Annotated in this window: 17 protein-coding genes; 9 read left to right on the top strand and 8 right to left on the bottom strand. The window is 67.4% G+C overall.

All coding sequences use genetic code 11. From position 1 onward, the window contains the following. Nucleotides 1–9: 9 nt before the first annotated feature. Nucleotides 10–333 carry a winged helix-turn-helix domain-containing protein gene (locus tag H3H55_RS30635; protein WP_129517372.1) on the top strand — a complete coding sequence of 108 codons (324 nt, stop codon included), beginning with the start codon at nt 10–12 and terminating at the stop codon, nt 331–333. A gap of 34 nt (nt 334–367) precedes the next feature. On the opposite strand, the gene H3H55_RS30630 is transcribed toward H3H55_RS30635, so the two are convergent. The 5 genes from H3H55_RS30630 to H3H55_RS30610 form a co-directional block, all read right to left on the bottom strand. Beyond that, nucleotides 368–1,714 carry a DUF2325 domain-containing protein gene (locus tag H3H55_RS30630; RefSeq protein ID WP_193101527.1) on the bottom strand — a complete coding sequence of 449 codons (1,347 nt, stop codon included), beginning with the start codon at nt 1,712–1,714 and terminating at the stop codon, nt 368–370. 120 nt (nt 1,715–1,834) lie between these two features. Then, nucleotides 1,835–2,380, bottom strand: coding sequence for a hypothetical protein (locus H3H55_RS30625; RefSeq protein WP_193101526.1), 546 nt, complete (start codon nt 2,378–2,380; stop codon nt 1,835–1,837). A 117-nt stretch (nt 2,381–2,497) separates the two neighbouring features. Beyond that, nucleotides 2,498–3,979 (bottom strand): aldehyde dehydrogenase family protein, encoded by a 1,482-nt coding sequence (locus tag H3H55_RS30620; protein WP_193101524.1) that lies wholly within the window; start codon nt 3,977–3,979, stop codon nt 2,498–2,500. A 28-nt stretch (nt 3,980–4,007) separates the two neighbouring features. Beyond that, nucleotides 4,008–4,958, bottom strand: coding sequence for an agmatinase (gene speB, locus H3H55_RS30615; RefSeq protein WP_048249142.1), 951 nt, complete (start codon nt 4,956–4,958; stop codon nt 4,008–4,010). A gap of 154 nt (nt 4,959–5,112) precedes the next feature. Further along, a complete protein-coding gene (locus H3H55_RS30610; protein ID WP_193101522.1) occupies nt 5,113–5,997 on the bottom strand; it encodes a helix-turn-helix transcriptional regulator in 885 nt (294 codons plus the stop codon). 198 nt (nt 5,998–6,195) lie between these two features. On the opposite strand from H3H55_RS30610, the gene H3H55_RS30605 reads away from it, so the two are divergent. The 4 genes from H3H55_RS30605 (at nt 6,196) to H3H55_RS30590 (ending at nt 10,356) form a co-directional block, all read left to right on the top strand. Then, on the top strand, nt 6,196–6,540 hold the full coding sequence (locus H3H55_RS30605; RefSeq protein WP_048249140.1) for a cupin domain-containing protein: 345 nt from the start codon (nt 6,196–6,198) through the stop codon (nt 6,538–6,540). 84 nt (nt 6,541–6,624) lie between these two features. Beyond that, nucleotides 6,625–8,085 (top strand): NAD(P)/FAD-dependent oxidoreductase, encoded by a 1,461-nt coding sequence (locus tag H3H55_RS30600; protein ID WP_193101520.1) that lies wholly within the window; start codon nt 6,625–6,627, stop codon nt 8,083–8,085. 88 nt (nt 8,086–8,173) lie between these two features. Continuing rightward, nucleotides 8,174–9,364 (top strand): MFS transporter, encoded by a 1,191-nt coding sequence (locus tag H3H55_RS30595; protein ID WP_193101518.1) that lies wholly within the window; start codon nt 8,174–8,176, stop codon nt 9,362–9,364. A gap of 71 nt (nt 9,365–9,435) precedes the next feature. Next, nucleotides 9,436–10,356: a LysR family transcriptional regulator gene (locus H3H55_RS30590; protein ID WP_129516419.1), complete on the top strand. Its 921-nt coding sequence runs from the start codon at nt 9,436–9,438 to the stop codon at nt 10,354–10,356. Between the two features lie 16 nt (nt 10,357–10,372). Here the strand turns inward: H3H55_RS30590 and H3H55_RS30585 are convergent, their stop codons facing one another. Further along, complete coding sequence (locus tag H3H55_RS30585; protein WP_193101516.1) at nt 10,373–11,212, bottom strand: helix-turn-helix transcriptional regulator; 840 nt, start codon at nt 11,210–11,212, stop codon at nt 10,373–10,375. A 229-nt stretch (nt 11,213–11,441) separates the two neighbouring features. Between H3H55_RS30585 and H3H55_RS30580 the strand changes: the two genes are divergently transcribed. From H3H55_RS30580 to H3H55_RS30565, 4 genes are all read left to right on the top strand, one after another. Beyond that, nucleotides 11,442–13,166 (top strand): amidohydrolase, encoded by a 1,725-nt coding sequence (locus H3H55_RS30580; protein ID WP_193101515.1) that lies wholly within the window; start codon nt 11,442–11,444, stop codon nt 13,164–13,166. A 211-nt stretch (nt 13,167–13,377) separates the two neighbouring features. Further along, nucleotides 13,378–14,493, top strand: a complete 1,116-nt coding sequence (locus H3H55_RS30575) for a polyamine ABC transporter substrate-binding protein (protein WP_193101513.1) — start codon at nt 13,378–13,380, stop codon at nt 14,491–14,493. Nucleotides 14,494–14,589: 96 nt separating this feature from the next. Next, complete coding sequence (locus tag H3H55_RS30570) at nt 14,590–16,164, top strand: DUF3138 family protein (RefSeq protein WP_193101512.1); 1,575 nt, start codon at nt 14,590–14,592, stop codon at nt 16,162–16,164. An 88-nt stretch (nt 16,165–16,252) separates the two neighbouring features. Then, nucleotides 16,253–17,329 (top strand): C45 family autoproteolytic acyltransferase/hydolase, encoded by a 1,077-nt coding sequence (locus H3H55_RS30565; protein WP_193101510.1) that lies wholly within the window; start codon nt 16,253–16,255, stop codon nt 17,327–17,329. 37 nt (nt 17,330–17,366) lie between these two features. Here H3H55_RS30565 and H3H55_RS30560 read toward each other — a convergent pair whose 3' ends face one another. Both H3H55_RS30560 and H3H55_RS30555 read right to left on the bottom strand, forming a co-directional pair. Continuing rightward, nucleotides 17,367–18,746, bottom strand: coding sequence for an MFS transporter (locus H3H55_RS30560; protein ID WP_193101508.1), 1,380 nt, complete (start codon nt 18,744–18,746; stop codon nt 17,367–17,369). A 213-nt stretch (nt 18,747–18,959) separates the two neighbouring features. Continuing rightward, nucleotides 18,960–19,433 (bottom strand): Lrp/AsnC family transcriptional regulator, encoded by a 474-nt coding sequence (locus H3H55_RS30555; RefSeq protein WP_048249133.1) that lies wholly within the window; start codon nt 19,431–19,433, stop codon nt 18,960–18,962. Nucleotides 19,434–19,467 lie beyond the last annotated feature (34 nt).

Genomic DNA, 19,467 nt, shown 5'->3' with positions numbered 1-19,467 from the left:
CGGTTCAGGATGCGTATCCAGCAGGCCGACACGATCGCGCTCGGCCCGGGCAAGGTCGCGCTGCTCGAAGCCGTACGCGAGCACGGCTCGATTTCGGCGGCGGCGCGCAGCATGCAGATGTCGTACCGGCGTGCGTGGCTGCTGATGGATGAGCTGAACCGCTCGCTGAAGTCGCCGGCGACGGTGTCCGAACATGGCGGGCAAAGCGGCGGCGGCAGCGTGCTGACGCCGGTCGGCGAGGAGATCATCCGCCTCTATCGCGGAATCGAGGAACGTGCGTATGCGGCCTGCGCGGACGAGATCGCCGCGCTCACGAAAATGGTGCGCCGCTGAAGGGTGGTGCCGACGCCTGATAGTCTGGCGTGGACTAACCGTGCCGCAAGCAGAAACGCGGCGTGTCGCCCGCAGGCGCATCCGGTTGCATGACATCGCGCGCTTGCGCATCGAGCCGTCCGATCAGTTCGACGAAGCTGGCGACGCTGGCGGTCCGCAACGGGTAGTACGCGATCCCGTGGCGTTCGCAGATGCGCTTGAGCAGGTTCATCGAATCATGGTCGATGCAGTCGACCGGGAACACGACCAGGTGCGCGCCCGGTAACGCGGCGGCCAGCAGGCCCTTGCGATCCTCGATGCCGCCGTCGTGCATCGTCACGTCGCCGCCCGACGCCTCGACGATCCGCCGGATCGCGCGGTTCGAACCGGGCCGCCCGCCGACATAAACGACGCGCTTGCGCTGCAGAATCGACAGCGTGTCCACCGGCCGCTCGGCCGGATCCTCCATCGACGCCTGCATCGCGTGTTCGATCGCGCTCGCTTCGGCGCGCAGCGTCTTCACCATCGCCATCAGGTCGTCGAGCCGCGCACGCATCGCGCGGGCGCTCGCCTGCTCCGCGGCGATCCGCTGCTCGGCTGCCTCGCGGCGGCTCGTGTGCAGCGCGAGCCGTTCGTCGCGCGCGGCCAACGCCTCGCGCAACTCGCGCACTTCGTCGCGCAATACGTTCTCGGTCGCCAGCGGCTGCGCGTTCTGGCGCGCGACGAGCGCATCCCGTTCCTGCCGCGTCGCGTCGCGCTCCGTGCTCATCTCGTGCAGGCGCGCCTGCTGCCGCTCGATCTTCGCATGCAGCGCCGCATTCTCTTCCTCCAGCGCGACCAGCCGCCGGATATCGGCGCGATTGGCCGCGCCGACCAGGTGCGACAGCATGTGCAGGTCGCCGAAGGCGGCCTGGCGCACGCTCATCGTCGTGCGCGGATGCGTCATCAGCGCCCAGTACGCGGGCGGGATGTCGCCGCTCTTGAGCGCTTCCTTCCAGCGTGCGAGCAGTTCGGCCGCGTCCTTCGCACTGTCGAATGCGCGTATGGCGCCGGCATAACGCTCGTCGAGTGCCTTGTGCAGTGCCTTGGCGCCGCCGGTGCCGGCGATCGCAAGCTCGACGGCCGCGTGATGGATTTCAAGGTCGGTCGCGTGCTGCCGGTCGACATCGGCGAATTTCGGCACGAGCCGGCGCAGTTCGTGCGTGGTCAGGCAGGTGCCGATAATCGAGCAGTGCAGGTTCGCATCGAGTTCGGACAGGCGCGTGCGGCGCTTCAGCTCGACCTGTTGCGCGCGGGACGGCGCGCAGCAGGCGTCGATCCGCGCGCCGCTTGCCGCGGACGGATGGCCGCCGGACGACGAAAGGCCCGCCGTGCGGGCAAGGCGAAAGGGCGGAGCGTGCATGTTGACCTCTATCCGGCACGATCGGACCGGAGACGGATGCGCGAAAGATTCGCGAAATATACCACGGAATATAACGGGCTAAATTCCGGAGAAATCACCGAGTAACGCGGGGTGGCGCGGTCAGCAGAGCGCGGTCGAACGGTCGGTGCGCGGCGCTGCGGCCGGGGCCGACGCCGCGGTCGAAACGGGGAGGGATGCCGGCACGTGGCGCTCCATCACGGATTCGACGCACAGCCCGACGAACAGCACGTCGACGCGCTCCAGCGCGGCCACGGCGTCGCGCATCGCGGCCGGATCGTTGCTGAACGAATCGGAGAACACGTCGTCGCGCGTGCGTTCGAGGCGGCGCGCGTGTGCGATCGCCCGTTCGAGTTCGGGCAGGCGTGTGAAGCGGGCGGCGCGTGCGTCGTCTTCGAGCGTTGACAGCAGCTCGCGAAAACCCAGCGCGGCCAGCGCATCATCCGGCGCGGCCGCGGCATGCGCGGCCGAGAACATCCGGATGAAGCGCACGACGCTGCCGCGCAGGCGCCGGAACGCGTCGACGACATCCGTGACCTGCTGCGCGCGCGCGTCGCTCGACAACGGCTTGAGCGCGGTGATCTTGCGCGCGAACGGTTGTTCCCGTGCGGCGCGCGGCGGGGCGCGATCCGTCGGCGTGCGGGCCATGGTGTTGCTCCGAGAGTACAGATATCGATATATTCTACGGAATATATCGATGCCGCAAAAAAAGACGACACCTGCCGCTCGGCACGGTGTCGCCAACGGCCTGAACGGCCGCACTGGTCAGTCGATCGCGCGCATCGCGTGGCGCAGTTCCTGATAGCTGCGCAGCCCCGCGACGCCGAGTTCTCGGCCGATCCCGCTGAGCCCGAAACCACCCCAGCACACGTGCGGGTAGATCAGTTGCGGCGCATTGATCCACACGAGCCCCGCGCGCACGCGTTGCTGGAACTGCTTTGCGATACCCGCATCGCGCGTGACGACGGTCGCGACGAGCCCGTAGCGCGTGTCGTTCGCGAGCGCGATCGCTTCGTCGTCGGTGCGGAACGATCTCACGCACGCGACGGGGCCGAACACTTCGTCGGTCCACAGCGGATTGTCGACGGCCGGCTCGGCGATCACGACGGGTGCCATGAAGAAGCCTTCGCCGCCGGCATCCGCGACCCGGCCGCTGAACGCGACGCGTGCGCCCGCATCGATGCCGTGCCGGAGCATCGTTTCGACGCGCGCACGCTGCGCGGCCGAGATCAGCGGCCCCATCGCGACCTGTTCCGCGGCCGGCGGCGCGACGACGAGTGCGCGCACGGCGGTCTCGAACGCGGCCATGAAACTGCGGTACACGCTGTCGTGCACGAGGATGCGCGCGGTGGCCGAGCACATCTGGCCGGCGTTGGTGAACGCGCCGGCAACCGCGAGCGACACCGCGACGTCGAGATCGGCGTCCTCGCGCACGATCAGCGACGACTTGCCGCCGAGTTCGAGCGTCACGCGTTTCATGTCCTCGGCCGCGGCCTGCATGACCTTGCGGCCGGCCGCCGTACTGCCGGTAAACGAGATCTTGTCGATCAGCGGATGCGCGGTGAGCGCCGCGCCGACTTCGGCGCCGCCGTTCACGACGTTGACGATGCCGGCCGGCACGCCGGCTTGCACGACGATGTCGAGCAGCGCGTGCTCGACCGGCGACGTGAGTTCGGACGGCTTCAGCACGACCGCACAGCCGGCCGCGAGCGCGGGCGCGAGCTTCCATGCGGTCGTGACCATCGGGAAATTCCACGGCATGATCAGCGCCGCGACGCCGACCGCGTCGTAAAAGCGTTCGGCCGTGACGGCGTCGCTCGGCAGCGCGACAGGTTCGGCCGCGAATAGCGCCGGGTCTTCGCACAGCTTCGCGTAGTAGGCGAACGTCGCCACGACGTCGCCGACGTCGGCTTCCGCTTCGAACGGTGGCTTGCCGCTCACCTGCATCTGCAGCGCCGCGAGGCGGTCGCGTTCGGCTTCGACGCGCTCGGCGATCGTCGCGAGGATGCGGCCGCGCTCGGCGGGCGGCGTGTCGCGCCAGCCGGCGAACGCGTCGCGCGCGGCGCGAACCGCGGCGTCGACGTGCGCGGTGGTCGCGAATTCCTGCCAGCCGATCGCGGCACCGGTCGACGCGTTGAAGATCGGCGCACCGGCCGTGTCGGAGTGCGTGTGCACGGGCTGGCCGGCGATGCGCGCCGCGGGCAGCACGAACGTCGTGGCGGAACGGGAAAGTTCGGCGGTGGACATGAAGGTCATCCTGTCGATGTCGGTCGGGTTAGCGGTACAGAACGCCCGGCATCACGCAGAGCATCTCGAACGCGAGGTTCGCGCCGGTGAGCGCGGTGGTGCCGGTCGGGTCGTACGGCGGCGCGACTTCGACGAGATCCGCGCCGACGATATTCAGGCCCTTCATCCCGCGCACGATTTCGAGGCCCTGCTGCACGGTGAGGCCGCCGATCTCCGGCGTGCCGGTGCCGGGCGCGAACGACGGGTCGAGGCCGTCGATGTCGAAGCTGAGATAGACGGGCGTGTCGCCGACGCGTTCGCGCACCTGCGCCATCAGCGGCGCGAGTGACTTGTTCCAGCACTCTTCGGCCTGCACGACGGTGAAGCCCTGCTGGCGGCACCAGTCGAAATCGTCCGCGTGGTAACCGGTGCCGCGCAGGCCGATCTGCGTGACCTTGTCGCATTGCAGCAGGCCGTCTTCCACCGCGCGGCGGAACGGCGTGCCGTGCGCGATCTTCTCGCCGAACATCGTGTCGTTCACGTCCGCATGCGCGTCGACGTGCACGACGGCGACCTTGCCGTACTTCTTGTGCAGCGCGCGCAGGATCGGCCACGCGATCGTGTGGTCGCCGCCGAGCGTGATCGGCCGGCAGCCGTTCGCGACGATCTCGTCATACGCGTCCTCGATGCGGCGCACCGAGTCCTTCAGGTCGTACGGATTGGTCGCGACGTCGCCGATATCGGCAACCTGCAGCGAATCGAACGGCGCGGCGCGCGTGGCCATGTTGTACGGCCGCAGCAGCACGGATTCGGTGCGGATCTGGCGCGGGCCGAAGCGCGAACCCGAGCGGTTCGACGTGCCGAGGTCGAGCGGCACGCCGACGAAACACACGTCGAGGCCGTCGGTCGTCGCGGCTTGCGGCAGCCGCATCATCGTGGCGATGCCGCCAAAACGCGGCATCTCGTTGCCGCCCATCGGTTGGTTCAGTTCGCGGGGCATGGGGCCGTCTCCTTTTTTTGAGGTAAAGCGATCGGCCGATGGTAGAGGAGAACGTGCGCGCGAAGATTTTGAAGTCGCAACGTTTACATCGACGGGTCTCGATGCGAGTAGCGCCCGCGCATCGACGCGGCGCAACCGAAGGCGGCTCGTGCCGTCAGCGGGCGATCGCGGGTGGCGATGCGCCGTCGTGCGGTCCGGTGGAAGGGAAGGGTGTCGTGGCCGCGCCCCATGCGGCGAGTTCGCGTTTCGTGCGTACACCGAGCTTCGCGAACGCGCGCTTCACGTACGACTCGGCCGATGCGACGCGCACGCCGAGGATCGCGGCGGTCTCGGGCACGGTCTTGCCGGACAGCAGGTGCTTGCAGGTTTCGTATTCGCGCTTCGACAGCTTTACGCCGTCGGCGGCGATCCGCGCATCGAACTGCGCGAGCGGATGGACTTCGGGTGTCGGGTGCGCGACGCGCCGCACGGCCGTGGTCGACGCGTGCAGTTCGAGCAGCGGGAACAGCACGTCGCTGATGCTGCGAAAGCGGTTCATCTCGGCGAGCGTGAACGGCGGCCGGTCGCGGCCGCGCTCCAGCGCGATCGAATGCTGCGAATAGCGCGTGCCGCGTGCGAGCACGCATTCGTGGCCGATATGCACGTCGTCGAATATCCGCTGGCGGAATTCGCCGGGCGGGATCGCCGCGATGTCGCGCACGACGAGCATCGTGCCCGTCTTGCCGCGCAGCCCCGCGAACAGCGGGTCGCTGTCGAGGAAGCGCTCGTAGTAGAGCGTCATCACGTCCGAGATGTCCGACGTCGCGGTGCCGATGCCGCTGCTGCCGATCCATTCGCATCGATAGCCGGTGGGCATCGTGCCGTCGACGCGCGAGCGTTCGACGTGCGCGACGTCGAGCGGCACCACGTCGTTCAGCAATTGCGTGAGGCGCGGCACGAAATGCGGCGTGCCGACCGTCTCGATCAGCTCGCCCAGCGCCTTGAACGACACGTTGAAGCGGTCGTTGTCGCGGTGGAAGGGGTTCACGTTGAGCAGCATGCGGTTCCCCGGTGAGAAGCGGCGGGATTGTAGCGTCGGCAACGGAAAACGTCATTAAGGGGAAACACTGGCAGGTGTCCTTGCGACTTCGCGCCCCCCGCAAAACGTGGCTTGTCCCCCCCGGAGGGGGGCATACCAGGGCAGTGTAAATGGGTAACTTTGTCTCTGCTTTTTTCAATCGAGAGACGAAAGATCCAGATGACCAAACTGATCAAGGACATCCTGCCGCTGGGCGCAGGCGTGGGCGAATTCACGAAGCTCGACTTCGGGATGGACGAAAGCGACTGGCGCGCGGCCGAAGGCAAGAGCGGCAACTACATCATCGGCTGGTGGGAAGGCAAGGTCGGCTCGGTGGAGTTTCCGGAAACCGCGGCCGACGAAGCGGTGTGGCTCGTCGAGGGCCGGATCGCGCTGACCGACGTCGAAGGCAACCGCAAGGAATTCACGCCGGGGCAGGGCTACCTGCTGCCGGCCGGCTTCGCGGGCCGCTGGGAGACGATCGAGGACGCGAAGAAGTTCTACGTGCTGCTCGAGAAGTCGTGATGCCCGAAACCGCCGCCGTGGTGTCGTCGTCCGTGTGACGCGCGCCCGGCGGCGGTTTCGTTTTCGCGTGTGATGGCAGGGATCATGGAAATGGAAGTCAACGAAGCAAAACAGACCGCGCCGGTTCAGGCGCACGCCATGCGTGGCGCACCGGTCGCGCTGGGCGTCGAGGCGGCGCTCGCGAATACGAAGCTGTTCCCGTACTGGCTCGACAACCCGGCTGCGCCGGCGACCGAGCCGGAACTCGTCGGCGACGTGACAGCCGACCTGCTGATCGTCGGCGGCGGCTTCACCGGGCTGTGGTCGGCCGTGCAGGCGAAGGAACAGATGCCGCACCTGAACGTGGTGCTGATCGAGGCCGGCAAGGTTGCGCACGGTGCATCGGGCCGCGCGGGCGGGATCATCTCGACGTCGGTGATGCACGGGCTGCCGAACGCGGTGCGCGTGTTCCCGAACGACATCGCGCAGCTCGAGGAATTCGGCCATCACAACCTCGACGGGTTCGAGGAGACGCTGAAGCGCTACGACATCGACGCCGACATCGAATGGAACGGCGAGATGACGGTCGCGGTCGATCCCGAGCACCTCGCGCACCTGAAGGGCGACTACGACCTGCATCGCGAGTACGGCCACAACGTCGTGCTGCTGAATCGCGACGAAACGCTCGAACAACTGAACTCGCCGCTGTTCGCGGGCGCGCTGTGGTCGCGCAACCGCAGCGGCATCGTGCATCCGGCGAAACTCGCGTGGGGGCTCAAGCGCGCGGCACTGTCGCTCGGCGTGAAGCTGTACGAGCACACGCCGCTCACGACCGTGACCGACGAAGGCAGCACGGTGTTCGTGAAGACGCCGAAGGGCAGCGTGCGGGCCCCGCGCGTCGTGTTCGGCAGCGGCACCGCGAAAGTCGGGATTCCGGACATCAACCGCCGCGTGATGCAAGTGCGCGACCACGTGCTCGCGACCGAGCCGCTGACCGACGAGCAGCTCGCGCGGATCGGCTGGAAGAATCGCCAGGGTGTGTACGACACGCGCACGCAGCTCAACTATTTCCGCCTGACGAAGAACAACAACATCATCTTCGGCGGCCTCGTCAGCTATCACTTCGACGGCGACCCGGAACCGCATCAGGACGGCCAGCGCGATACGTACTACCGGCTCGCGGAGGCGTTCTACCGCACCTTCCCGCAACTGAGCGACGTGCGTTTCTCGCACGCGTGGGGCGGCCCGATCGACTACTGCTCGCGCGGCTCGGTGTTCGCGAAACGCTATCTCGGCGACAAGGCGGTGTTCGTCGCCGGTTATACGGGCTTCGGCGTCGCGGCGAGCCGGTTCGGCGCGTTCATGGGGCTGAACATCCTGTTCGATCGCGACAGCCCCGAACGCAAGCTCGACATCGCGAACCAGAGCCCGAGCTACATCCCGCCCGAGCCGATGCGCTGGGTCGCCGCGAAGATCACGTTCCATGCATTCGACGGCGCGGATGCCGAAGGCGGCTGGAAGCGTGCGTGGATCAGCGGCCTCAAGGCGATGGGCTTCCCGATGTAAACGACGCGGCGGCTCGCAACCGGGCCGCCGCCATACCAAACTCCCATGAGGAGACGGTCCGCGCAGCGGACACGGAGAGAGACACCTGATGAACGTAGTGAATCTGCAGGATGAAGCGCGACAGGAAAACGCGCTGTTCGTCGTCGTGATGCTGCTGCTCGGCATTCTCGGGCCGACGGTATTTCTCGGCCTGCCCGCGATCGTCGGGCAGGTCGAACGTCATTGGGGCTTCGGCGAAGCGGCGCTCGGACTGTCCAGCTTCGTCGAGGTGCTCGGCGAATCGACGGGCACGCTGCTCGTCGCGTTCGTGCTCGGCCGCCAGCCGGTCAGGCTCGTGCTCGCGGGCGCGGTGACGCTCGCGGCCGGCGCGAACCTCGGCACGCTCGCGACGCACGGGCTCGTCGCGTATTCGGCGCTGCAGTTCATCGCGGGTGTCGGCTCGGGCGGGCTGAACGGCATCGCGCTGCGCTACCTGTCGTACTCGCGCGCGCCGGAACGCAATCTCGGCGTGATGCTGATGGGGCAGGTGATGTGGAGCATGGTGCTGCTCGCCACCATCTTCCCGATGCTGAGCGGCGCATGGGGCGCGCATGGCGTGTTCGGTTTCGTCGCGTGCGTGCTCGGCATGTTCGTGCTCGCGACGCCGCTGTTTCGCCGCGGCGAGACGCTGGCCGCACCGACGCCGGCCGGCGCTGCCGGCAGCATCGACCGCAGGGGCGCGATGCTCGTGCTGTGCGCGCAGCTCGCGCTGTACGGCGGCGTCGGCGTCGTGTGGACCTTCCTCGAGAAGATCGGCACCGATGCGGGCCTGAGCGGCAAGTCGGTGTCGCTCGTGCTCGGCATCGCGAACGTCGCGAGCCTCGTGATCTGCGCGGCGATGCCGAAGCTTGGTGCCGGTGCGGGCCTGCGCCGCTGGACGCTCGTGAACCTCGGCGGCTGCGCGGTCGCGGCCGTGCTGCTCGCGATGCCGGCGTCGGTCCCGACGTTCACGCTCGGCGCGATCGTCTTCATCGGCTGCTGGACGGGCGGCGCGCTGCTGATCTACGCGACGATTCCGCAGTACGACCTGATCGGCAAGTCGGCCGCGCTGTCGCCGGGCTGTGTCGCGCTCGGTTATGGCGTCGGCTCGGTCGCGGGCGGCTCGCTGATCGAGAGCGCGGGCACGCAGTCGGCGCTTTTCGCGGCGATCGTGCTGTGCGCGGTGGCGTTCCTCTGCTACGGGCGGCTGCGGCCTGCCGTGTTCGGCATGGAACGCGCGCTCGCGGCGACATCGGAGTGACGGAGGCGACGCGCGCCGCTGCCGATGGCGGCGCGCGTCCGGTTCGATTCATCGGCGAAGGCGGCTTCAGCATGTTTTCGAATACCACCGATCTCGATCTCCGGCTCATCCGGGTCTTTCTCGCCGTCGTCGACGCACGCGGCATCACGGCCGCCGAGGCGTCGCTCGGCGTGCGGCAGTCGACCATCAGCACGCAGCTGTCGGCGCTCGAGGCGCGCGTCGGCTTCAAGCTGTGCGATCGCGGGCGCGGCGGCTTTCGCCTGACGTCGAAGGGCGAACGCTTCGCAGCAACCGCGCGCACGCTCGTCGCGGCGACCTCCGAATTCGTCGCGCGCGTGCGCGATATCGACCGCAAGCTGGTCGGCACGCTGTCGATCGGCCTGATCGGCCAGGCACCGCTCGTCGAGAACGCGCGCGTGGCCGACGCGATCGGCGCGTTCCGCAAGCGCGACCAGGCCGTCACGTTCTCGATGAAGGTTGCGTCGCCGCAGGAACTCGAGGAAAGCCTCGTCAACAACCAGCTCGATCTCGCGATCGGCTATTTCTGGCATCGCGTGCCCGGCTTGCTCTACACGCCGCTCTTCACCGAGCAGCAGGTGATCTACTGCGGGCGCGGGCATCCGCTGTTCCATGCGTCGCGGCCCGTGACGGCGGACGACCTGCAGCTTCACGACTGGGTATGGCGCACCTATCCGGTGCCGGAGGAGCAGTATCCGCTGCCCGAGCGGCGCGTGACCGCGAGCGCGGACAGCATCGAGGCCGCGACGATCCTGATCCTGTCGGGCGGCCATCTCGGCTACCTGCCCGCGCATTACGCGGAGCCGTTCGAGCAGCGCGGGCTCGTCAAGGCCGTCGGCCGCGCGACGTTCAGCTTCGACGTGCCGCTGCATCTCGCGATGAAGCGCAGCACGAGCGACAAGCCGATCGTCGACGCGTTCTGCGAGGACCTGCTGCGCGCGTTCAACATCAAGGCGGCCGCGCTGGCCGCGTAGCGCAACGCCCACGCGTTCAGCAGTCGACCAGCACCCAGTCGAACAGCTCGCGGCGCGTGCGCACGCCGAGCTTCGCGAATGCGCGCTTCACGTACGACTCGGCCGTCGACAGCTTCACGTCGAGCTGCTGCGCGGCCTCGGGCACCGAGCGCCCGCACAGCATCAGCCGGCAGATCTCGTGCTCGCGGCGCGACAGCTGCACGTCCTGCCGTTCGAGGCGTGCATCGAAACCGGCCTGCCCGGCATGCGACAGCGCGTTCGGCGCTGCCGACGCGACCCGCCGTGCGGCGTACGTGCGCGCATGCAGCTCGAACATCGGGAACAGCAGGTCGACCATCTGCCGGAAGTGGAACAGCTCGTCCGTCGTGAACGCGGCCTGCCCGCCGGCGCGCGCGAGGCCGAGCGCGTATTGCACGTGCGCGTTGCCGTGCACCAGCACGCATTCCTGCGCGATGCCCGGTTCGTCGAAGATCCGGCGGCGGAACTCGCCGTTCGCGAGCCCGTCGATGTGGCGCTGCACGAGCAGCGTGCCGGCCTTGCCGCGCAGCGGCGCGAACAGCGGATCGACGTGGCAGTAGTCCTGGTAGTAGAGGTCCATCACGCGCAGCGTGTCCGCCGCGCGGCGCACGCTGCCGCTGCCGAGCCATTCGACCACGTGGCCCGACGCGCTGCCCGTGTCGGTGCGCCAGCGTTCGAGATGCACGGCGTCGGCCGCGATGCTGTCGTTGACGAACGCCGTGACCGCGCCGATGAAGTCCGGCGTGCCGACCGCGCGGATCGCCGCGCCGAGCGTGTCGGGACGCACGCCGACCAGGTAGTGGCCGTGCGCGGCGGGATCGGGATGAAGAAGTCGCATGATCGGACGGGGGCGGGCGGGTGACAGCGCGACGTTACGCGAAGCCCGCGCGCGCGTCTGCCGGGAATTCACCGGATAAATGCGCCGATTTCGCGGGCTGTCCTCACATTGATGACACGGCGTGCGCGCGGCGCGCCGGAATTCGCGAAAGCCCCGGTGTCGGGGGGGCAGACCCGTGCGTATCGTCTGTCTATAGTGAAAGCGCTTCGAAACCTACAAAGGACAGGCAATGCAGATTCAACCGACGCATGCCGCCGCGACGCCGGCGGATTTCGTTCTGACCAACGCGAAGGTCTACACCGTCGATCCGCACAAGCCGTGGGCGCAGGCCGTCGCCGTGCGCGACGGCCGGATCGTCCACGTCGGCGACACGGCGGCCGTGCAGGCTTACGTCGGCGCCGGGACGAAGGTGGTCGACGCGGCGGGCCGGCTCGTGCTGCCGGGCTTCGTCGAATCGCACTGGCACTTCGAGACGACCGCGTTCGCGTTCCAGGCGTTCGTGAACTACGAGGATCCGCAGCAGGTGCTCGCCGCGCTGCGCACGTACGTCGAGTCGCATCCGGACGAGCCGGCGATCACCGGGATGGGCTGGGTGCAGGCGACGATTCCGCCGGCGCTGCTGCGCAAGGAGACGCTCGACGCGATCTGCGCGGATCGCCCCGTGTGCCTGCTGTCGACCGATTTCCATTCGATGTGGGTGAACTCGAAGGCACTGGAGATCGCCGGGATCGATGCGTCGACGCCGCCCGTGCAGGAAGGCGCGAGCTGGTTCGAGAAGGACGCGGTGACGGGCGAGCCGACCGGCCTGATCGTCGACGGTGCCGCGTATTCGTTGCTGATGCAGCGGATCAGCGCGGCCGGCCTGCTGCCGACCGGTATCGACCTGTACCTGAAATCGATTCCGCCGTGGCAGAAGAAGCTGTGCGCGGCCGGCGTGACGACCGTGTTCGACGCGGGCTTCTTCGATCCGAGCGGCGATCAGTCGCTGCTGTACGAGACGCTGCAGACGATGGAGCGCGCGGGCGACCTGAAGCTGCGCGTGGTCGGCAGCGTCGCGGTGATCGGCGAGATCGACGATCCGGTCGGCACGCTCGTCCAGTATCGCGAGCAGTACGATTCGCCGCTCGTGAAGGCGCGCGCGCTGAAGCTGTTCCTCGACGGCACCGAGGCGAACCACACCGCGTACCTGCTCGAGCCGTACGCGGACCGCCCCGACACCTGCGGCGCGCCGACGATGCCGGCCGACGCGTTCAACCGCTATCTGGTCGAAGCCGATCGCGCGAACGCGAACGTGATGGTCCACTGCGTGGGCGACGCGGCTGTGCGGATGGCGCTCGACGGCTTCGACGCGGTCAACCGCTCGAACCCGCCGCGCGATCGCCGCCACGTGATCACGCACGCGTTCCTCACGCATCCGGACGACATTCCGCGCTTCCGCCGCGCGGGCGTCATGGCGAACACGCAGCTGCAGTGGGGCGTGGTCGATGCCTATACCGAGCAACTGCGCGACCACTACGGCCATGAGCGCTGGAGCAACATGTACAAGTTCCGCACGTTCCTCGACGAAGGCGTGACGGTGTCGATCGGCATGGACGGCCTCGCGTGCCAGTGCCGCTGCCAGCACAAGCCGCTCGAACACATCGAGTCGGGCCATACGCGCCAGCTCGCGGGCGAGCCCGATGCGCCGGTGTTCCCGGACATCGCCGAGCGCCTGAGCATTCCGCAGCTGATCGCCGCGTACACGATCCACGGCGCGTACCAGCTCGGGATGGAGCACGAGGTCGGCTCGCTGACGCCTGGCAAGCGCGCGGATCTGGTCGTGCTCGAAAACGACCTGTTCGAAGTCGGCCAGTACGATATCGGCCGCATCGACGTCGGGCTGACGATGATGGGTGGCCGCATCACGCACGTGGGCGACGATTTCGGCGCGCGCACCGGTGTGCAGGCATCCTGAGCGCTCGTCTGCTGACGAAGCGATGACGACAACTTTCAAATCGCTTCCGTTTTGATCGATCGGCGCATCCGGCCGGAACCGGATGCGCCGATTGTGCGGCGTGTCCCCCTATTGGCAGGGCAGACCGGCCAATTTCCTCTGGCTACATTTTTCCGGACCGAAGCACACACCCGTTCATCGCGAACGGATCATGATATCGACGGAGGAAAACATGGCAGGGGACTGGAAGCATCATCTGAAGACGGCATGCGCGGCGCTCGCGCTGGGCGGGCTCGTGTGGGCCGGCGCACCGGTCGCGCACGCGGCGGACGTCGTCAACGTGTACAACTGGGGCAACTCGATCGGCAAGGCGACGATCGCGAACTTCGAGAAGGCGACCGGCATCAAGGTCGTCTACCAGGAGTTCGATTCGAACGAGACGCTGCAGGCGAAGCTGCTGTCGGGCACGTCGGGCTACGACGTCGTCGTGCCGTCCGACATCTTCTGGGCGCGGCAGCTGCAGGCCGGCATCTTCCGCAAGATCGACAAGAGCCAGGTGCCGAACTACGGGCTGCTCGATCCGGAAATCATGAAGGTGCTGTCGAAGGACGATCCGGGCAACCAGTTCGGCATTCCGTGGACGTGGGGCACGGATGGCCTCGGGATGAACGTCGAGAAGGTGAAGGCCGCGCTCGGCAACGACGCGCCGCTCGACAGCTGGGCGCTGCTGTTCGACCCGAAGTACGCGCAGAAGCTGAAGAGCTGCGGCGTGTCGGTGCTCGATTCGCCGGTCGACGCGTTCGGGATGGCGCTGGTCTACCTGAAGAAGGATGCGAACACGACCAACCCGGCCGACTACCAGGCCGCGTACGAGCTGCTGAAATCGGTGCGGCCGTACATCACGCAGTTCAATTCGAGCAGCTACATCAACGATCTCGCGGGCGGCGACATCTGCCTCGCGCTCGGCTGGTCGGGCGACGTGAACTCCGCGCGCATCGCGGCCGCATCCGCGAAGAAGTCGTATCACATCAAGTATGTGATCCCGACCGAGGGCAGTGCGATGTGGTTCGACATGATGGCGATCCCGAAGGATGCGCCGCATCCGGACGCCGCACACAAGTTCGTCAACTTCGTGCTGTCGGAGAAGGAGAGCGCGAACCTGACCAACGACACGTCGTATCCGTCGGCCGTGCCGTCGTCGAAGCATCTGGTGCGCACCGAGGTGACCAGCGATCCGGCCGTGTTCCCGCCGGCCGACGTGATCCGCAAGCTGAGCCTCAGCAAGCCGATCCCGCCTGAGCTGATGCGTCTGCAGAACCGTCTCTGGACGAAGCTGAAGACCGAGTAAGCCGGCCGCAGCCCCCACCACTCCCGCATCCCTTTTGCGCGCCTCGCCGCCCACCGCGGCGGGCGGGGGCGCGCTCGTCCCGACGACACCCACCCCATGAAAATCAAACACATGACGGCGCTGTGCCTGCTCGCGTTCGAAGCGGCTTCGGCATTCGCACACACGCCGCAGGCAACCGACGCAAGCAAGATGAAGGCGCTGCAGGCGCAGGTCACCGCGTTGCAGCAGCAGGTGAACGAGCTGCGCGCGAGCATGATGTCCGCACAGACACCCGGCGCCGCAACCGCTACCGCATCGGGCGGCGCGAAGATCGGCTCGGTCAACACGGCGGCGGCCGCTGCGCCGGCAGCCGATTCGACACCCGCATTCACGAACGATGACCTGCAGCAGATGCGCGAGCAGATCTCGAACGCGTCGCTGAAGGTCGACTCGCTGCAGGAAGCCGCGACGACCGGCCCGCTCGCGGGCCTGAGCATCACCGGTTATGTCGATCCCGTGTACCTGTTCAACCGTGCGCAGCGCACGTCCGGCTTCCAGTTCCTGAATCACGATCCGGGCGCGTACGACTACTTCAACAGCACGATCGGCGACGTCTACCTCGACATCAAGAAGACCTTCGGCGTCGGCCCGATGGCGCCGTCGGCGGAGATCGTGATCCAGCCGAACCGCGGCTTCGGCAACGTGTTCAGCAATGCGCACGGCGGCGTCGGCAACAACATCATCACGCAGGCGCAGGTCAACGTGCCGCTCAGCACGACGCGCACCTTCGAGGTCGGGATGATGCCGAGCCTCGCGGGCTACGAGGTGCAGCCGTCGAACCAGATGCTGACGCTCACGCACGGGCTGCTGTACGACTTCAGCGAGCCGGGCAACCTGATCGGCGTCGGGCTGAAGGGTTCCAATGCGGCGATGACGCGTTTCTGGCAGGTAGTGATCGGCAACGAGGTGTTGCGCACGGCCGGCGCGATCGCGAACGCGGCGAACAACACGACGAAGACCAACTGGACGCCGACCATCACCGCGCGCTTCGACAACGCGACGTCGACCGCATACGACTTCGGCATCTCCGCGATGCTCGGCCGGCAGTCGCTGTTCTCGCCGTGCGCGGTCGCGGGCGGCTACGGCTACCAGTGCAACGGATCGTCGCCGACCGGCCTCTACAAGTACGTGGAAGCCGACATGACCTATACGCACGACAAGACCCAGGTCAACGCGCAGGTCGACTATGGCGAGCTGCAGAAGGGCGCATGGAACGGCGGCACCGCGCGCTGGTACGGGATGTCGCTGCTCGGCCATACGAAGTGGACGACGTCGTGGGTTGGCCGCATGGGCGCGACGCTGCGCTTCGACTACCTGAACAACACGTCGAACGGCGGTGGCGGCACGAACATCCAGTACGGGCTCGCGGGCGGCAACCCGTCGGTGAACGGGTCGAGCGGCTTCGGCATCGATCCGGCGTGCTTCCAGGGTTCGTCGACGAACGGCACCGAGTGCAAGGGCGCGCAGCGCTACGCGATCACGGCCGACCTGTTGTTCTATCCGACCCAGCAGATCACCGTGAAAGTCGAATACCGCCACGACGCGGCGAATCATCCGGTGTTCCTGAAGAGCAACGGCACGTACTCGCGCAGCAACGACCTGGCCGGGATGCAGTTCATCTACTCGTTCTGACCGGCGCGTGCCGTCCGATTCGCGACGCAACGCAATCACGTTCCGGGCCGAGCGGGCCCGGACCTCATTCGACACAGGAGATTTGATCTTGAAGCTGCATACCCTCGTGACCGACCTCACCGATCCGCGCGCGCGAGGCCGCCTGATCGGCGAACGCTTCGCGCCCGAGATCCGCGAGACGGTCGCGCGCTATCTCGCGTTCTTCCCGAAGCTCGGCATCGATCCGCAGCGCGCGCGGGAGATCGGCGAAGCGAGTCTGGCCGCGCTCGGCGCATGGTGCCCGCGCCTCGCCGCCGAAGTCGAGGCGATCGCCGATGGTGTCGACTTGCCGCGCTGGCAGCTCGCATGCCTGAACGCGCGCACCGAGATTCTCGCGACCGCCCCCGCGTCGGCCGAAGGCGAATGCTCGACGACCGTCTACGCGCCGGCCGGCCCGCATGCGCCGCGCACGCTGCAGACGTGGGACTGGCATGACAGCCTCGCGCCGCAGGGGCTGCTGATGCAGTTCGACACGCCGCACGGCCGCACCGTCAAGCTGTTCTCCGAATTCGGGATGCTGGCAAAGCTCGGCGTGAACAGCGCGGGGCTCGGGCTGCACTTCAACATCCTGCATCACGCGAGCGACAACGACAGCGCCGGCGTGCCCGTGCATGCGATCGCGCGGCGCCTGCTCGAAGACGCGACGACGGTGCAGGAAGCGATCGAACTCGCGCGCACCGCGCGGGTGAGCGCGTCGACGGTGCTGACCGTGTTCACGCGGCATGACGCGAACCCGCGCGCGGCGAGCATCGAGTTGAGCCCGTCGGGCGTGGGGGTGGTCGTGCCGCGTCCGGACGGCTGGCTGCTGCATACGAACCATTTCCTCGACCGCGCGTTGAGCGGCGGCGAGTGCATGCCGGACAGCTCGACCACGCGCGAACGTTTCGCGCACCTGAACGATGTCGTGGCGGGCATGACGAGCGCCGAGGTACGCGAGCGCGCGGCGGCGATGTGCGGCGCGGCCGGCGATCAGGCCGTGGTGTGTTTCCACCCGGATCGGTCGATGCCCGATACCGAGCGCTGGGAAACGCTGCTGACCGTCGGCATCGACACCGACGCGTGCGCGCTCGACTACGTGGCCGGCAATCCGCACGACCTCGCGCGCGACGGGGCGCTGCGGTTCTGATCCGCCGGGCGGCACGCGTGTGCCGCCCGCGCGGCGGTCAGGCGTCGATGCGTTCGACCTTGCCGACGAGCAGCCCGTACGACAGGCTGCCCGCGAGCGCCATCGCGGCGATGTAGGTGATCGCGCGCGAGAAGTCCGCGCCGTTCACGAGCAGCCCGATCACGATCGGTGTCGCGATCGCAGACAGGTTGCCGATCAGGTTGAACACGCCGCCCGTGAGGCCGATCAGCCGCGCGGGTGCGAGCCCCGACACGAGCGACCACGTGATCGACGCGAAGCCGTTGCCGAAGAACGCGATCGTCATGAACGCGATCACCCAGCCCGTCGACGTCACGTAGTTCGCGCCGATGATGCTGGTCGAGATCAGCAGCCCCGAGATGATCGGCAGCTTGCGCGCGAAGCCCTGCGATGCGCCGCGGCGCATCAGCCAGTCCGACAGCACGCCCGAGCACAGCACGCCGACGAACGCGGCGAGGAACGGCAGCGACGCGAGGAAGCCCGACTTGATGAAATCCATCCCGCGATACTTGACGAGATAGGTCGGGAACCACGTGAGGAAGAACCACAGCGTCGAGTTCAGCGCGAACTGGCCGAGATAGATACCCCACAGCTTGCGCCGGCCGAGCACGACGCCGAGATCGCGCCAGGTCGACGGCGTGCGTTCGCTGCGCGCCGCGATGCGGTCTTCGAGATCGACGAGCCCGCCGCCGTCGCGGATCAGTGCGATCTCGGCCGCGTTGACGCCGCGAAATGCGCGCGGCTCGCGGTACACCGCATACCAGATCGCGGCCCACGCGATGCCGGCGAGGCCGGTCGCGACGAACACCATGTGCCAGCCGAGATGCACCTGCAGCCATGCGAGCACCGGCGTGAGGAACGCGAGGCCGACGAACTGGCCCGACGTGTAGCCGCCGATCGCGCTTGCGCGTTCTCGGGTCGGGAACCACGTCGTGACCACGCGGTTGTTGATCGGGTAGGCCGGCGCCTCGAGCGCGCCGACCGCGAGACGCAGCACGATCAGCCCGACGAACGAACCCGCGAAGCCGAGCAGCAGCGTCGCGGCCGACCACAGCGCCAGCGCGCCCGCATACAGCACGCGCGGCGAGACCTTGTCGACGAGCCAGCCGCCCGGAATCTGCATCAGCGCATAGGTCCAGCCGAACGCGGAGAACACGAGGCCCGCGCGGACGGGATCGATGTTCAGTTCCTTGAACAACGCCGGCGCGGCGATCGACAGGTTGCTGCGGTCGAGATAGTTGATCACGACCGTGACGAATAGCAGCGCGAGGATCAGCAGCCGCTTGCGGCTTGGGCGGGCGGTTGCGGTTGCGTGAGCGACGGATTCCGGCGAGATGTCCGCGCGAGCAAGCGGCGGCTCCGGCGGGTTGGCATGGGTGCGTGACGCGGATTGGGCCACGGTCGTCTCCTGTGTTCTATGCCCGGCCGGCGCCCGCGAGCGGGGCGGCCGAATCGAATGGCGTTGGGGCGAACGTTAGAGCCGTGGAGCGAAACGCGTCAACATTTGAACAGGCATCCCTATTAATGGGAAGTTGGGCGTTCAGTATGTGGGAAAGGTGGCAGCCGGGCCGCATCGTGCATCGGCCACCCGTGTTCTCCGCGCGCGAGGAGATCAGTCAGGCAACGGTAATTGATGCGAGTCCTTGATCGTATGCATCACGAACGCGCTGCGTACTTCACGAACGTGCGGCAAGGTCGCCAGTCTTTTCCGACTGAACATGGCGAAGCTGTCGAGGTCAGTCGCGACCACACGCAACAGATAGTCCTCTATCCCGGACAAGATGAAGCAGGACAGCACTTGATCGACCGTCTTGACGGCATTTTCAAATTCAACCGCATCCTGCTCGCGATGCGACGAGATCTTCACGTAAACGAATGCATCGATCCCCAGACCGAGTGCCTTGCGGTCGAGTTCGAGGCTATAGCCCGAGATCACGCCCGACTCTTCCAGCCGCTTGACCCGCCTCCAGCACGGAGACTGCGAACTATGGGTCGCCTCGGCCAGTGCTGCCATCGACATTCTGGGATCAGATTGCAGATGGGTGAGGATCTGAATGTCTGCGGGGCTCAACGGAACGGGCTTCATGTCTGGACCTCGGGTACGCGGCAGTGGTAAGGGT

Source organism: Burkholderia sp. Z1 (assembly GCF_014893795.1).
In the GTDB taxonomy this organism is placed as follows: Bacteria; Pseudomonadota; Gammaproteobacteria; order Burkholderiales; family Burkholderiaceae; genus Burkholderia; species Burkholderia theae.
Note: the sequence above shows the minus strand (reverse complement) of the source record. Positions and strands in the feature narration are given on the sequence as shown.

Coding starts and splice junctions, on each gene's coding strand:
- H3H55_RS30635 (WP_129517372.1), top strand. CDS start 10: ATGCGTATCCAGCAGGCCGACACGATCGCGCTCGGCCCGGGCAAGGTC.
- H3H55_RS30630 (WP_193101527.1), bottom strand. CDS start 1,714: ATGCACGCTCCGCCCTTTCGCCTTGCCCGCACGGCGGGCCTTTCGTCG.
- H3H55_RS30625 (WP_193101526.1), bottom strand. CDS start 2,380: ATGGCCCGCACGCCGACGGATCGCGCCCCGCCGCGCGCCGCACGGGAA.
- H3H55_RS30620 (WP_193101524.1), bottom strand. CDS start 3,979: ATGTCCACCGCCGAACTTTCCCGTTCCGCCACGACGTTCGTGCTGCCC.
- speB (WP_048249142.1), bottom strand. CDS start 4,958: ATGCCCCGCGAACTGAACCAACCGATGGGCGGCAACGAGATGCCGCGT.
- H3H55_RS30610 (WP_193101522.1), bottom strand. CDS start 5,997: ATGCTGCTCAACGTGAACCCCTTCCACCGCGACAACGACCGCTTCAAC.
- H3H55_RS30605 (WP_048249140.1), top strand. CDS start 6,196: ATGACCAAACTGATCAAGGACATCCTGCCGCTGGGCGCAGGCGTGGGC.
- H3H55_RS30600 (WP_193101520.1), top strand. CDS start 6,625: ATGGAAATGGAAGTCAACGAAGCAAAACAGACCGCGCCGGTTCAGGCG.
- H3H55_RS30595 (WP_193101518.1), top strand. CDS start 8,174: ATGAACGTAGTGAATCTGCAGGATGAAGCGCGACAGGAAAACGCGCTG.
- H3H55_RS30590 (WP_129516419.1), top strand. CDS start 9,436: ATGTTTTCGAATACCACCGATCTCGATCTCCGGCTCATCCGGGTCTTT.
- H3H55_RS30585 (WP_193101516.1), bottom strand. CDS start 11,212: ATGCGACTTCTTCATCCCGATCCCGCCGCGCACGGCCACTACCTGGTC.
- H3H55_RS30580 (WP_193101515.1), top strand. CDS start 11,442: ATGCAGATTCAACCGACGCATGCCGCCGCGACGCCGGCGGATTTCGTT.
- H3H55_RS30575 (WP_193101513.1), top strand. CDS start 13,378: ATGGCAGGGGACTGGAAGCATCATCTGAAGACGGCATGCGCGGCGCTC.
- H3H55_RS30570 (WP_193101512.1), top strand. CDS start 14,590: ATGAAAATCAAACACATGACGGCGCTGTGCCTGCTCGCGTTCGAAGCG.
- H3H55_RS30555 (WP_048249133.1), bottom strand. CDS start 19,433: ATGAAGCCCGTTCCGTTGAGCCCCGCAGACATTCAGATCCTCACCCAT.